The sequence below is a fragment of the Nocardia heshunensis genome (assembly GCF_054782115.1).
In genome coordinates this window covers 1,012,139-1,025,405 of record NZ_BAAGTC010000004.1, presented here as the reverse complement: position 1 = coordinate 1,025,405, position 13,267 = coordinate 1,012,139, and the positions used below count along the sequence as shown (strand labels likewise).

The following is a 13,267-nucleotide window of genomic DNA, read 5'->3' as shown; positions in this document are numbered from 1 at the left end:
GGCGCTACGGTGCAGCTATGGACGAACGCGGGGGAAGGTTCGGGCGGCGCGACGTGCTCCCGGCAGTGGCGGTGGGGGCGATCCAACTGGGCTTCGGGACCCTGGCCAACCACCACCAGAACGTGCTGCGTGAGCTCGACGTTTTCGGATATCTGCTGCTGGTGACCGGTCCCGTCCTGCTGGTCCTGCGCCACCGGTACCCGTTGCAGGTGTTCTACGGGACCCTCGCCGCCGCGATCGCCTACCTGCTGGCGGGCTACGGCTACGGGCCGATCTTCCTGTCGCTCGTCGTCGCCTTCCTGTGCGCCGCGGTCAACGGATCCCGTTGGTACACTTACCCGTTCGTCGCGGTGGGCTACCTTTTCATGGTGTGGCCGGTGCCGGGCTGGCGCGGCTACCACACCGGCACGTGGCAGGAATTCGGCTTGCTCGCCTGGCTTTTCGTGCTCGCGGCCGGTGCGGAGGGCATGCGGCAGCGACGGGCCGCCATCACCGCGTACAAGCAACGAGCCGAGGCGGCCCGGCGCAATGAGCAAGCCGAGCGGGAGCGCGAACTGGCCCAGCGCGCACTGGAATCCGCCGAACGCGAGCAGCGCGTCACCGAGGAACGCCTGGCCATCGCCCGCGAACTGCACGATGTGCTGGCGCACAGCCTGTCGCTGATCAATGTGCAGTCCTCGGTCGCGCTGGAACTGTTCGACCGCAAGCCCGAACAGGCCGCCACCGCGCTGGCCGCCATCAAGACCGCCAGCAAGGACGCGCTCGGCGAGGTGAACGCGCTGCTGCGCTCGATTCGCGGCGGCACCGCCACCGTGGCCGCGCCCACCGCGCCCACCATCGGCATCACCGATCTCGAGAAGCTGACCGGACCGGCCCGCGCGGCCGGGCTGGTGGTGCACACCATGGTGACCGGCGGGCCGCGGCGGCTGCCCGCCGTGGTCGACGTGGCGGCGGCGCGCATCGTGCAGGAGTCGCTCACCAATGTGGTGCGGCACGCGCCCGGTGCGAGTGTGCTTGTCACCGTGCACTATTCGGCGGAGCGGCTGAACCTCACCATCGACAACACCCGGCCCACCCGCCAGCCCGCGCCGCAGTCGCCGACCGGCGGGCACGGCATCACCGGCATGACCGAGCGCGCGCACGCCCTGGGCGGCAATCTCTCCGCCGAACCCAAGGCCGACGGGGGTTTCCGGGTGACCGCCCGGCTGCCCACCCACCTGGCCCGGCCGGAACCGGCTGCGTGAGTACGGGAGACGCGATGAACATTCGGGTGGTGATCGCCGATGATCAGGCGCTGGTGCGCGCGGGCTTCGTCGCGCTGCTGGCCGCGCAGGACGGCATCGAGGTGGTCGGCGAGGCCGAGAACGGTGAGCAGGCCGTTGAATTGGCCCGCACGCTCGTCCCCGACGTGGTCCTGATGGACATCCGCATGCCCGTCCTCGACGGCCTGGCCGCCACCCGCGCCATCGCCGCCGACCCGACCCTGGCCGCGGTGAAGGTGGTGGTGCTGACCACCTTCGAACTCGACGAGTACGTCTTCGAGGCGATGCGGGCGGGCGCAACCGGCTTCCTGGTCAAGCACACCGAACCCGCGGACCTCATCAAGGCCGTCCGGGTGGTCGCGGGCGGCGACGCGCTGCTGTCCCCCAGCGTCACCAAACGCCTGGTCGAGGAATTCGCCGCACACGCCAAACCCGCACCCACCGCGGCCTTCTCGGAACTGACCGATCGCGAACGCGAGGTCATGACCCTCGTCGCCGAGGGCCTCACCAATGCCGAGATCGCCGACCGGCTGTTCATGAGCCCGGCCACCGCCCGCACCCACGTCAGCCGGATCCTGGTGAAACTGGGTGCCCGCGACCGCACCCAATTGGTTGTGCTGGCCTACGAGTCGGGGCTGGTGCGCCCCGGCTGGCAGTAGCCGATCACGCGTCCGGATTCGCGTCGCGACGCTCTTCGGCGCTGAATCCCGGGTCCTCATAGCGACGATACGCCGATCGCTGCTTGCGGGCCGACGCCGCGGACGCCGCCCGGAAGGCGCCCGAAACACCCTCCGACCCAGCCGAATACGTCAGCGAGTCCTTCGGCGAGAACCCCATCCGGGTGCCGATCTCGACCGCGTCCATATTCGCGCCCAGGAACAGGAAGTGCCAGTTCCAGACGTCCTGCTGCTGGGTGATGAGCGCCTTGACGGCCTCGTGGCTCCACTCGCGACTGGAGTTCTCGTGCCCGTCGGTGAGGATCACGACGATGACCGTGCCCGGACGCTCGTCCTCCGGACGGCCCGCGAGCTCGGTACCCACATCGGTGACCAGGCGGCCGACCGCGTCGTAGAGCGCGGTCATCCCGCGCGGCTGCAACTGCATCGGCGGCACCTGCGCCAGCGGCCGATTCGCGTACACCCGTTCGTATTCCGTATCGAACTGGGCCAACGTCACCTCGATCCGTTTCGGCACCGCGCGCTGCTGCTCGAGATAGGCGGCGAACCCGCCCTCGGTATCGGACTTGATGGACTGCATGGATCCGGAACGGTCCACCAGCACCGCGATCAAGGTCAAATCTGGATTGGTCATAGAGCCCCCGAGGCTGAGACATACGGACGCCATCGACCGTACGCGCGGCCGCTTATAGCCCACCGGGTGTTTTCCTTACAGCCCCAACCCCTTTCGAATGGCCTGGTCCGCCCGGCTGGCAGCGATCAGAAGCTGCTCCAGTACTCCCCTACGGTGAAACTTTGCACCACACCGCGTTTCATCTGCCGATCATCGGCGACGGTCACCATCTGACGCGACAGATCCAGCTTCATGCCGTCCGCTGCCACGAACTGCTGACTGTTGGCGGTGAACGTGAAGAACGTGGCCTCGAACGGCTGCGCCCGTAGCTGTGGCACATCGGCGCGCAACACTCGAGGACTTCCCGGCTCCTCGCACACCGCCAACCGCTGCATCGTGTCGAGCCGGGACCCGACCAGCAGCACCAGCCGTTCACCCGCACCGCAGCGCGCGAACGAATCCCGCCAGCCCTGCGCATCCGCGGCAGGCGGCAAGGCCCCGGACGTGGCCGGAACCGATGGCGCCGCCGCGGTCGTCGTCCCAGCGGTGCTGTCCGGCGGACTGGAATGCCCCGACGGCGAGTCATCGGCGGCCGAGCACGCCGCCGCTGCCATGAGAGCGAGCCCGGTCAATACCGGAAGGCAGGATCGAACCGCAAACATTCGGGCAGGGTAACAAGCACGGAGCCGCGCCGAATCGGTCGCCGATTCGGTCACCTCCGGACATGGCGGAAGCCCCGCCTCTCCCGAAGGAGAAGCGGGGCTTCCGTTGTCTTGCTGAGCCTTTACTCGCCCGAGGCGGCAGCCGGGGCGTCACCCGCGAGGGCGGCGACCGGCTTGTCCTCGACGGCCTCGTCCGACTTCTTGGTCAGCTTGGCCTTGGAGGTGAAGGTGAACTTCGCCTTGTCGCCCTGGCCTTCGCCGTCCCAGCCCTCGACGTCGACCACGACGACCTGACCGGCTCCCAGCTCGCCGAAGAGGATCTTCTCCGACAGCTGGTCCTCGATCTCGCGCTGAATGGTGCGACGCAGCGGGCGGGCGCCCAGGACCGGGTCGAAACCGCGCTTGGCCAGCAGGCTCTTGGCCTGTGCGCCCAGCTCGATCTCCATGTCCTTGTTCTTCAGCTGCTTGGCGACGCGGCCGATCATCAGGTCGACCATCTGGATGATCTGATCCTGGGTCAGCTGGTGGAACACGATCACGTCGTCGATGCGGTTGAGGAACTCCGGGCGGAAGTGCTTCTTCAGCTCGTCGTTGACCTTGAGCTTCATCCGCTCGTAGTTCGAGCCCTCGGCGTTGGACTGGGCGAAGCCCAGGCCCACGGCCTTCGAGATGTCCGAGGTACCGAGGTTCGAGGTGAAGATCAGGACGGTGTTCTTGAAGTCGACCGTACGACCCTGACCATCGGTCAGGCGGCCGTCTTCGAGGACCTGCAACAGGGTGTTGTAGATCTCCTGGTGCGCCTTCTCGATCTCGTCGAACAGCACCACCGAGAACGGCTTGCGCCGAACCTTTTCGGTGAGCTGGCCGCCCTCTTCGTAGCCGACGTAGCCCGGAGGGGCACCGAACAGACGCGAAGCGGTGAAGCGGTCGTGGAACTCGCCCATGTCGATCTGGATGAGCGCGTCGTCCTCGCCGAACAGGAAGTTGGCCAGCGCCTTCGACAGCTCGGTCTTACCGACACCGGACGGACCGGCGAAGATGAACGAGCCCGACGGACGCTTGGGGTCCTTCAGACCGGCGCGAGTACGGCGGATCGCCTTGGACACGGCCTTGACCGCATCCTCCTGGCCGATGATCCGCTTGTGCAGCTCGTCCTCCATGCGGAGCAGACGGGTGGTCTCCTCCTCGGTGAGCTTGAAGACGGGGATACCGGTCCAGTTGGCCAGCACCTCCGCGATCTGCTCGTCGTCGACCTCGGCCACGACGTCCAGATCACCGGAGCGCCACTGCTTTTCGCGCTCGGCCCGCTTGGCGACGAGCTGCTTCTCCTTGTCGCGCAGCCGCGCGGCCTTCTCGAAGTCCTGCGCGTCGATCGCGGATTCCTTCTCCCGGCGCGCCTCGGCGATCTTGTCGTCGAATTCGCGCAGGTCCGGCGGTGCGGTCATCCGGCGAATGCGCATGCGCGCGCCCGCCTCGTCGATGAGGTCGATCGCCTTGTCCGGCAGGAAGCGGTCGTTGATGTAGCGGTCCGCGAGGGTAGCCGCCGCAACGAGAGCGCCATCGGTGATCGAAACCCGGTGGTGCGCCTCGTAGCGGTCGCGCAGACCCTTGAGGATGTTGATGGTGTGCTCGACGGTCGGCTCGCCGACCTGCACCGGCTGGAAACGACGCTCCAGCGCGGCATCCTTCTCGATGTACTTGCGGTACTCGTCGAGGGTGGTCGCACCGATGGTCTGCAGCTCACCGCGAGCCAGCTTCGGCTTCAGGATCGAGGCCGCATCGATCGCGCCCTCGGCCGCGCCGGCACCCACCAGGGTGTGCAGCTCGTCGATGAACAGGATGATGTCGCCGCGGGTGTTGATCTCCTTGAGCACCTTCTTCAGGCGCTCCTCGAAGTCACCGCGGTAGCGGCTGCCCGCGACCAGGGAACCCAGGTCGAGGGTGTAGAGCTGCTTGTCCTTCAGCGTCTCCGGCACCTCGCCGTTGACGATGGCCTGGGCGAGACCCTCCACGACGGCGGTCTTACCGACGCCGGGCTCACCGATCAGGACCGGGTTGTTCTTGGTACGGCGGCTCAGCACCTGCATGACGCGCTCGATTTCCTTCGAGCGGCCGATGACCGGGTCGAGCTTGCCCTCGAGGGCGGCCTGGGTCAGGTTGCGGCCGAACTGGTCGAGCACCAGCGAGGTGGACGGAGTGCCCGCACCCTCGCCACGCGCGCCCGAACCCTCGACCGGTTCCTTGCCCTGGTAACCCGAGAGCAGCTGGATGACCTGCTGCCGCACGCGGTTGAGATCCGCGCCCAGCTTGACCAGCACCTGCGCCGCGACGCCCTCACCCTCACGGATCAGGCCGAGCAGAATGTGCTCGGTGCCGATGTAGTTGTGGCCGAGCTGCAGTGCCTCTCGCAGCGACAGCTCCAGCACCTTCTTGGCACGCGGGGTGAAGGGAATGTGACCGGACGGAGCCTGCTGGCCCTGCCCGATGATCTCCTCGACCTGCGACCGCACACCCTCCAACGAGATGCCCAGGGATTCCAGCGACTTCGCCGCGACACCCTCGCCCTCGTGGATCAGGCCCAGCAGGATGTGCTCGGTGCCGATGTAGTTGTGGTTGAGCATCCGGGCCTCTTCTTGGGCCAGGACAACGACCCGCCGCGCGCGGTCGGTGAACCTCTCGAACATCGCTCCCTCACTCTCCTGCTCCGCCATCAAAGGCATCCGGCGCTTCAGACCCTGTGCTGCCCGTCTGGTCGCCAGCCTGCCATGAAGCCCTGGGGTTGCATCCCCCGACTCCACTCTAGTTGCCGGGGGTCACGCACGTCGTCCGTCCACCCTATTGCGAACCGGCCTCAGTACGACTCATTCACTCATAACGGGGCAGTTGCGCAGACCGTTTCCGATTCGGCTACGCCCACAGCGAACACGCCGGTCAGTCGCGAAAAACGGCGGAACCGCTACCCGGTGAAGGGTGGAACGAACTCACACGGCACCGGATTCTGATGCGCGGGGTCCAAGGCATTGAGGGCGACCATGGCCGCGCGGTGACTGCCCGCGATGGCGAGATGGTCGGAGTAGTCGACGGGGCAACCGTCCTGCATCAGGACATTGGTGGCATTGGGCGCGGACACCAGCGCGATGGACGGCCAGACGCCCTCGTCGAAGTTGGAGGCCAGGTTGGTGTAGGTGACGGTCGGGTCGTAGACGCCGTCGGCGTTGAGGTCGTTGATGAACGAGGAGTTGCCCAGCATCTCGGGGCAGGCCGCGCAGATCACGCCCACCGCGGCCAGGTTGTCGACCTGATCGGCGGTCGCGCCCAACTGCTTGCCGAAGGTGCGGATCACGTTCATCTGATCGCCCATGATGCCCAGCCAGGGCGGCGCGATGGCGACGAACTTGTCGACCTTGCCGTGCCCGCCGAGCTTCTTGATGTAGTAGTCACCGACGGTATTGCCCTGCGAGTGGGCCACGAAGTCCACCTTGGCCGCGCCGGTCGCGGCCAGCACCCGGTTCACGAAAGCGGCCAGCTGCCCGGCGCTTTCGGGGATGGGCTTCATGCCGCCCATGGCCGAGAGCGGCCACGGCACGTCGAGGCTGCCGTAGGTCAGCGCGTAGACGCAGTAGCCCGCGTTGGCGAGCATGGGGGCGTAGGCGCCCCAGTTGGTCTGCGCGCCGCCCGCGGTGCCGTGGATCAGCACCACCGGATCCGGATGCGCGACAGTGGGTTTGCAGGACCAGTCATTGGCCCCGGGCAGGGAGCCGCCGGGATTGGTGAGCTCGTAGGGGATGCCCGCGAAGAAGTTGTATGTGACCGGGTATTCCGCTGTGGCCGTACCGCTCGCGAAGATCCCGAGTATCGCCAGGACCGCAATGATCAGCAGCGATCCCGGCGTTCGGCGCCTGGGCATCCTTCTCATGTTCCCTCCCAAATTAGAACGCGTTCCTGCAACCTAGCCAGGAAACAAGCACGAGGGATGGAATACTGGCGAGTAAGTTCTGAAACCGGTTCCAGTACAGGAAAACAGTGATGGCCGGGACCCGCAGGCGGCTTGCGAAGCCGCACAACGGGTCCCGGCCACCGCCGGAATCGGAGCGAATTACTGCTGACCGGGACCGAATCCGGGCTGCGGGGCCAACTGCTGGGCGGGGGCATAGGACGGCGCCGGAGCGAAACCGGGCTGCACCGGGAAGGGCCAGGCCGACGCCGCCGGGGCCGCCTGCGCCACCGTGCTCGCCTTGGCGTGCTGCATGCCCGCCACGAACAGTGCACCCATCAGCACCAGGAAGGCCAGCGTGTGGATGACCGCGCGGACCACATTCCAAGCCACCCAGGAGCTTTCGAACTGCTGGCGCACCGCCGCCAGGTCACCGATCTGGCTCACGTCACCGGCATTGGCGAGCTGGTTGTTGAGCGGCACGTTCAGGCCCGAGGTGACGAAGAAGGCGATGATATTGAGCAGCAGGGCGACACCGATCCAGATCAGCGTGGTGCGGTTGTCCTTGCCCAGGTGCAGCGCGGCCGCCAGCACGGTGAAACCGACCGTGCCCATGAACCCGAGCATGAACCACGGGTTGATGATGACCACGTTGATCTTCTGCATGACGTCGATGAAGGTCTTGTCGCCGGACTTGCCCAGAGCCCCCATCACCGAGGTCGCGTAGGCGTAGAAGACACCGGCGATCAGCCCGGTGCTCAGCGTCGCCGCCACGAGTGAGGCGGTGCGAAATGCGAACATCGTTCTCTCCTGACTGGATCTGCCACCCGCGTGCTTCCCGGGCGATCAACTACATCCAGTCAACTGCCGCCGGGCACGGAAACCCATGGCTCAGAAGCTCCCACGCATGCGCAAGGGTCCAACAGGCACTGGCCGTACCAGGATCAGAGATCGCGCTCCGAGATGACGCCCGACTGCATGGCCAGGTTGGCGAGCCGAACCCGCTTCTGGTTCTGCGGCAGATCCTCCACCCCGAACTTCGCGAACAGCGCGCGCAGGTGGGTCTTGATGGCGTCGACGCTCAGGAACAGCTCCGCCGCGATCTGCTGATTCGAGGCGGGCGAGGCGAATCCGTCATTGCCGCGCAACGGGCGGCACAGCGCGATCAGGACCGACCGCTGAGTTTCGGTGAGCGAGCGCAGAGTCGGGAGACCACCCGTGGAGGTCTGCGTGACATCGCCTGCGGCACCGCTGAAGTCGTGGAAGGTGACCCGCGAGGTACCCATCCGGATGACATCGCCGGGCTGCAGCCGATGCCGGCCGACCAGTCGATCCCCGTTGATGAAAGTGCCGTTGCGAGAAAGGCCGTCGTCGACGATGGTCCAGTGCGCGCCCAGGTACTCGGCGGTGGCGTGCAGGCGCGAGACCTCGACATCCCAGAACAGCGACAGATCCGCCTGGGGCGAGCGTCCGATGGTGATACGAGGCTGGTCAGGGGACAACATCAGCTCGTGCTGGCGCCCCTCTTGATCCTTGACTCGGAGGAAAGAACCGTGGAATGCGGTCACTGCGCCGATACCTCTTCTCTACATCCAGCCAGTGACGTCGTCCGCACGTTTCAATGGTGCCTGGCCACCCCGTGCACTAGCAAGATCGTGCGGAGTCCACCAGCCCACGATCGTAGAGCAGGATTGATACCACCGGAGCGGAGCCCGCGAAACTGCTCGAGCCCGAGCCACCGGTTATGCGCAAAGCGTATGAATAAACCACTGCCGCCCGGGTACGCACGAACACCCGGACGGCAGTCGAATCGGCGACTAGTCGGACAACTAGTTCTTAGAGGCGGCCTTGTTGTAAGCCTCGGTGATGTCGGCCGAGATACGGCCACGAGCGGACACCTTGTGTCCATTCCGGCGAGCCCATTCACGAATGGCCGCGCTTTGTTCGCGATCGATCGACACCCGGTTCTTCGGGCCCGCGGCCGGAGCACCGGCCACCTTGGTGCGACGGCGGCCGCTGACGCGCCGAGCGGCAGAAACCCAACCGTCCAGACCCTCCCGCAGCTTGGCCGCATTCTCCGTCGACAAGTCGATCTCGTAGGAGACGCCATCGATAGCGAACTCGATGGTCTCCTCCGCGATGGACTCACCGTCGACATCGTCGATCAGGCTAACGGTGACCTTCTTTGCCATGAGATGAACGTCCTCTCAAAATCGTGCGACCCGTATAGTCAGGCCGATTACCCGACGCCAGAATACCGCTAATTCCGATAGTCCCAGAAACTGCCCCGGAAATGCAATCCGGAGAACTATCGGGCGGCTGGACGCACAATTGGAAAGAGTATCGTTTCCCGGATTCCGTGGCCAGTCAGGGCCATCAGCAAACGATCGATACCCATACCGGTTCCGGTTGTGGGGGGCATACCGTGCTCCATCGCGGCAAGGAAGTCCTCGTCCAGACGCATGGCTTCGTCGTCACCGGCCGCGGCCAAACGCGCTTGATCCACGAAACGTTCACGCTGGATGACCGGATCCACGAGTTCCGAATAGCCGGTGGCCAGTTCGAAGCCGCGCACGTACAGGTCCCACTTCTCGGTAACCCCGGGCTTGCTCCGATGCTGACGCGTCAGCGGTGAAGTCTCGACCGGGAAGTCGCGCACGAAAGTCGGGGCGTAGAGCTTGTCACCGTAGACGTGCTCCCACAGTTCCTCGACCAGTTTGCCATGGCCATAGCCCTTACCCTGCGGAATTTCCAGACCGACCCGATCGGCGAGTGCCAGCAATTCCTCGACCGTCGTTTCCGGCGTGACGTCCACACCGATCGACTCCGACAGCGAGGGGTACATCTCGACGGTCGTCCACTCGCCGGACAGATCGTATTCGGTGCCGTCGGCAAGGGTCACCACCTGCGTGCCGTACACCTCCTGCGCGACTTCCTGGATCAATTCCCGCATCATGGTCGCGGAATCGTCGTAGGTGCCGTACGCCTCGTAGGTTTCCAACATTGCGAACTCGGGCGAATGGGTCGAGTCGGCGCCCTCGTTGCGGAAGTTCCGGTTGATCTCGAAGACCTTCTCGATGCCGCCCACCACGCAACGCTTCAGGAACAGCTCCGGCGCGATACGCAGGAACAACTCCATATCGAGCGCATTGGAGTGGGTGGCGAACGGGCGGGCCGCCGCGCCACCGTGAATGGTCTGCAGCATCGGGGTTTCCACCTCGAGGAATCCCCTGCGCTCCAACGCGTTTCGCAGCGCGCGCACGGCCGCGACGCGGGTGCGGGCCATCTCGCGGGCCTCCGGGCGCACGATCAGGTCGACATAGCGCTGCCGGACCCGGGACTCCTCGTTCATCTCCTTGTGCGCCACCGGCAGCGGGCGCAGCGACTTGGCCGCCATCTCCCACGCATCGGCCATGACGCTCAATTCGCCGGAGCGCGAAGCGATCACCTCGCCGTGCACGTACACGAAATCACCGAGGTCGACATCGGCCTTCCAGGCCGCCAGGGACTCCGCGCCGACACCGTTGAGGCTGATCATCGCCTGCAGCTTGGTGCCGTCACCCTCCTGGAGAGTGGCGAAACACAGCTTGCCGGTATTACGGACGAAAATGACACGGGCGGCAATCCCGACCAGCTGACCGGTCTGGGTGTCGGCCTCGAGCTCCGGATACGCCGCGCGAATTTCGGCGAGCGTGTGGGTGCGGTTCACCACCACCGGATAAGCCTCGCGGCCCTCCGCCAGCAACCGCTCACGCTTCTCCTGGCGAATCCGCATCTGCTCGGGGACGTCCTGCTCCACGACGGGGGTCGCGGCACGCTTTTGCGCAGCAGGAACGGGGTTGCTTGCGGGAGAAGAGGGAGTGGAGGTGCTCACGAGTCCCAAGACTAGCTCCCCCGCCTCCCCGCAACTTCAGCGGCCGACCAGCAGCCGTTGACTGCTTTGCACCCGTGCCGGCGGTCAGGTGCGCAACCGATTTTGGACGTACCCGACGAGTTACCCCGGTCGGCCCGAAATCAGTCGTTGCCTTACGGTCGAAAACCCATGGCCCTCACATTTGCGCTTATAGCTAGAGCCAGGCGAGGGTTGCCACTTCGCGCTCGAAGTGGGGGGCGCTCGCCGCGACGGTCAGCAGACCGGCCGCTTTCAATGCCTGATATCCGCCTTCGAGATCGGTCGCGCGGCGCAGACCCAGCTGTTGCAGGGAGGCGGCGGCCAGGCTGGAGGTGTAGCCCTCCGAGCAGACGATGATCCATTCCAGGTCGTGGTGCTCGGCCAGCGCCAAACGTGCAGTGCTGGAGGGATCCAGACGCCATTCCAGGACATTTCGCTCGATGACGAGCGCGCCCGGCAGGGTGCCTTCGCGCAGGCGTTGGGCCTGCGGGCGAATATCCACCAGAATCGCGCCGCGCGCGATGGCGGCCGGAATTTCGATCGGGAGCAGGCGGCGCAGCTGCTGGCGGGCGTGGGCGAGCATGCCGTCGATCGTCAAGTGGGTCATTCGAGTTCGCCTTCGGGCTGGTCGGTGAGGACGGAACGGGTGCGCCGCAAGGTGCCGTGGCCGGTGACCTCGTAATAGGACATGGCCGTCAGCGGCGGTGAATAGGCGTGCACGCTCAGGGTCGGATTCAGCGGGCCGGTGATACCGGCCTCCTCGGCGGGGGCGCGCACCACGTCGTGCACCCAGCCGAGCGGAAAAGACGCCTGATCGCCCGCGGTCAGGGTGCGGCGGCGCAAATCCCGGCCATTCCAGCGGTATTCGGAAAGAGCGCCCGACAATACGGTCAGCGCGCCCAGCGAACCGGCGTGATCGTGCAGTTCGGTGTATTTACCCTCGGCCCAGCTGATCAGCCAGAGGTCCACCTCGTCATCGGCGATAAGCCTTGCCGCCCAGCGGTTTTCGGTGGGCCAGAGGCCGTTCTCGGGCAGCAGGTGATCGTAGCGACCCTCGAGCACGTCCTGCGCGCCCTCGTCGGTGAGACGCAGCAGGTCAGCCGGGCGCAGCCGGGTGGGCAGGGCGGAGGCGGTGGCCCGCTCGGTGACCTCGGGCAGCAGCCGCGAAGCACCACGGGTATCGACAGGTAGGGAGAATGCAGAGGACCGCATGAGCGAAACTCCAAGAAGTGTGAATTTGGTCGGGGGCTATACGAAGCCTCGACGACCGTCGAGGCGGATTAGCCTCGACAACACTCCTGGGTGGTCACGCGGAAAGACACGTCGGCGAGTCTAACAGCGGATCGCCGGGAATCAACAGGGGCTCCCGGCGACGACTGCGTCACTTTTATTCCGGCCGGTCTGTACCGGTTCGCGCCTCGGCACCGGGGCGCGCGGCCCGGCGCTGCTGATTGCGCTCGTACACCAGCCGCAGACCATCCAGGGTCAGATGCGGCTCGTAGTGCTCGATGGTCTCGGACTCCGGCACGATCAGCGGCGCGGTCGCGCCCGTCGCCACCACCGCCACATCGTCACCGGAGAAGGCCTCGATATCGCGAATACGGTCGATCAGCCCGTCCACCAGGCCCGCGAAACCGAAGATCGCACCCGACTGCAGGCACTCCATGCTGTTCTTGCCCACCACCGAACGCGGCCGGGTCAACTCCGCGCGCCGCAGCGCACTGCGCGCGATCAATGCCTCGGTGGAAATCTCCATACCGGGCGCGATACTGCCGCCCAGGAATTCGCCCTTGCCCGAAACCAGATCCACACAGATGGCCGTTCCGAAATCCACCACGATGGCCGGCGACTGGAAACGGTGATATGCCGCAAGACAATTCACGATACGATCCGCACCGACTTCCTTGGGATTGTCCACCAGCAGTGGAATACCCGTGCGCACACCGGGTTCCACCAGCACGTGCGGCACGTGTCCCCAATAACGCGAGAGCATCTCGCGTAGCTCGCGCAGCACCGGCGGCACCGTGGACAGGGCCGCGACCCCCACCACCTGATCGGCATCCGCGCCGATCAGACCGCGCACCTGCAGCGCGAATTCGTCCGCGGTCAGCAGCGGATTGGTGTGCATCCGCCACTGTCGCACCAGCTTCGCGTGCTCCCCGCTGCCGGAGAACAGGCCCAGCTCGATGCTGGTATTGCGGACATCGATGGTCAGCAACATGCGCGG

At 65.9% G+C, this 13,267-nt stretch carries 13 protein-coding genes; 2 read left to right on the top strand and 11 right to left on the bottom strand.

All coding sequences use genetic code 11. From position 1 onward, the window contains the following. The first annotated feature begins 17 nt into the window (after nt 1–17). Together ACYVN4_RS17320 and ACYVN4_RS17315 are read left to right on the top strand one after the other, a co-directional pair. Complete coding sequence (locus tag ACYVN4_RS17320; RefSeq protein ID WP_460722190.1) at nt 18–1,244, top strand: sensor histidine kinase; 1,227 nt, start codon at nt 18–20, stop codon at nt 1,242–1,244. 14 nt (nt 1,245–1,258) lie between these two features. Next, complete coding sequence (locus ACYVN4_RS17315) at nt 1,259–1,921, top strand: response regulator (RefSeq protein ID WP_460722188.1); 663 nt, start codon at nt 1,259–1,261, stop codon at nt 1,919–1,921. A gap of 4 nt (nt 1,922–1,925) precedes the next feature. On the opposite strand, the gene ACYVN4_RS17310 is transcribed toward ACYVN4_RS17315, so the two are convergent. The 11 genes from ACYVN4_RS17310 to ACYVN4_RS17260 form a co-directional block, all read right to left on the bottom strand. Then, nucleotides 1,926–2,573: a vWA domain-containing protein gene (locus tag ACYVN4_RS17310; protein WP_460722186.1), complete on the bottom strand. Its 648-nt coding sequence runs from the start codon at nt 2,571–2,573 to the stop codon at nt 1,926–1,928. A gap of 125 nt (nt 2,574–2,698) precedes the next feature. Continuing rightward, entirely contained in the window at nt 2,699–3,214 is a 516-nt protein-coding gene (locus tag ACYVN4_RS17305; RefSeq protein WP_460722184.1) for a hypothetical protein, read from the bottom strand. Nucleotides 3,215–3,336: 122 nt separating this feature from the next. After that, nucleotides 3,337–5,898, bottom strand: coding sequence for an ATP-dependent Clp protease ATP-binding subunit (locus ACYVN4_RS17300; protein WP_460722182.1), 2,562 nt, complete (start codon nt 5,896–5,898; stop codon nt 3,337–3,339). 272 nt (nt 5,899–6,170) lie between these two features. After that, complete coding sequence (locus ACYVN4_RS17295; protein ID WP_460722180.1) at nt 6,171–7,121, bottom strand: esterase/lipase family protein; 951 nt, start codon at nt 7,119–7,121, stop codon at nt 6,171–6,173. A 189-nt stretch (nt 7,122–7,310) separates the two neighbouring features. After that, on the bottom strand, nt 7,311–7,949 hold the full coding sequence (locus ACYVN4_RS17290; RefSeq protein ID WP_460722178.1) for an anthrone oxygenase family protein: 639 nt from the start codon (nt 7,947–7,949) through the stop codon (nt 7,311–7,313). Nucleotides 7,950–8,092: 143 nt separating this feature from the next. After that, on the bottom strand, nt 8,093–8,716 hold the full coding sequence (locus ACYVN4_RS17285) for an FHA domain-containing protein (RefSeq protein WP_379354636.1): 624 nt from the start codon (nt 8,714–8,716) through the stop codon (nt 8,093–8,095). A 261-nt stretch (nt 8,717–8,977) separates the two neighbouring features. After that, nucleotides 8,978–9,340, bottom strand: a complete 363-nt coding sequence (locus ACYVN4_RS17280) for a histone-like nucleoid-structuring protein Lsr2 (protein ID WP_379354638.1) — start codon at nt 9,338–9,340, stop codon at nt 8,978–8,980. Between the two features lie 116 nt (nt 9,341–9,456). Beyond that, on the bottom strand, nt 9,457–10,923 hold the full coding sequence (lysS, locus tag ACYVN4_RS17275; RefSeq protein WP_460722732.1) for a lysine--tRNA ligase: 1,467 nt from the start codon (nt 10,921–10,923) through the stop codon (nt 9,457–9,459). Nucleotides 10,924–11,215: 292 nt separating this feature from the next. Next, nucleotides 11,216–11,647, bottom strand: a complete 432-nt coding sequence (locus ACYVN4_RS17270) for a rhodanese-like domain-containing protein (RefSeq protein WP_460722175.1) — start codon at nt 11,645–11,647, stop codon at nt 11,216–11,218. Further along, nucleotides 11,644–12,252 carry a cysteine dioxygenase gene (locus tag ACYVN4_RS17265; protein WP_460722173.1) on the bottom strand — a complete coding sequence of 203 codons (609 nt, stop codon included), beginning with the start codon at nt 12,250–12,252 and terminating at the stop codon, nt 11,644–11,646. The genes ACYVN4_RS17270 and ACYVN4_RS17265 overlap by 4 nt, the downstream gene beginning before the upstream one ends. Before the next feature lie 175 nt (nt 12,253–12,427). Beyond that, the gene (locus ACYVN4_RS17260; RefSeq protein WP_460722171.1) at nt 12,428–13,261 is read right to left on the bottom strand and encodes a type III pantothenate kinase; all 834 of its coding nucleotides are present in this window, start codon (nt 13,259–13,261) and stop codon (nt 12,428–12,430) included. Nucleotides 13,262–13,267 lie beyond the last annotated feature (6 nt).

What these genes read in the sequence shown, in the direction of transcription:
- ACYVN4_RS17270 (WP_460722175.1), bottom strand. Translation starts at nt 11,647, where the DNA reads ATGACCCACTTGACGATCGACGGCATGCTCGCCCACGCCCGCCAGCAG.
- ACYVN4_RS17265 (WP_460722173.1), bottom strand. Translation starts at nt 12,252, where the DNA reads ATGCGGTCCTCTGCATTCTCCCTACCTGTCGATACCCGTGGTGCTTCG.
- ACYVN4_RS17320 (WP_460722190.1), top strand. Translation starts at nt 18, where the DNA reads ATGGACGAACGCGGGGGAAGGTTCGGGCGGCGCGACGTGCTCCCGGCA.
- ACYVN4_RS17280 (WP_379354638.1), bottom strand. Translation starts at nt 9,340, where the DNA reads ATGGCAAAGAAGGTCACCGTTAGCCTGATCGACGATGTCGACGGTGAG.
- ACYVN4_RS17305 (WP_460722184.1), bottom strand. Translation starts at nt 3,214, where the DNA reads ATGTTTGCGGTTCGATCCTGCCTTCCGGTATTGACCGGGCTCGCTCTC.
- ACYVN4_RS17310 (WP_460722186.1), bottom strand. Translation starts at nt 2,573, where the DNA reads ATGACCAATCCAGATTTGACCTTGATCGCGGTGCTGGTGGACCGTTCC.
- lysS (WP_460722732.1), bottom strand. Translation starts at nt 10,923, where the DNA reads ATGCGGATTCGCCAGGAGAAGCGTGAGCGGTTGCTGGCGGAGGGCCGC.
- ACYVN4_RS17290 (WP_460722178.1), bottom strand. Translation starts at nt 7,949, where the DNA reads ATGTTCGCATTTCGCACCGCCTCACTCGTGGCGGCGACGCTGAGCACC.
- ACYVN4_RS17260 (WP_460722171.1), bottom strand. Translation starts at nt 13,261, where the DNA reads ATGTTGCTGACCATCGATGTCCGCAATACCAGCATCGAGCTGGGCCTG.
- ACYVN4_RS17315 (WP_460722188.1), top strand. Translation starts at nt 1,259, where the DNA reads ATGAACATTCGGGTGGTGATCGCCGATGATCAGGCGCTGGTGCGCGCG.
- ACYVN4_RS17295 (WP_460722180.1), bottom strand. Translation starts at nt 7,121, where the DNA reads ATGCCCAGGCGCCGAACGCCGGGATCGCTGCTGATCATTGCGGTCCTG.
- ACYVN4_RS17300 (WP_460722182.1), bottom strand. Translation starts at nt 5,898, where the DNA reads ATGTTCGAGAGGTTCACCGACCGCGCGCGGCGGGTCGTTGTCCTGGCC.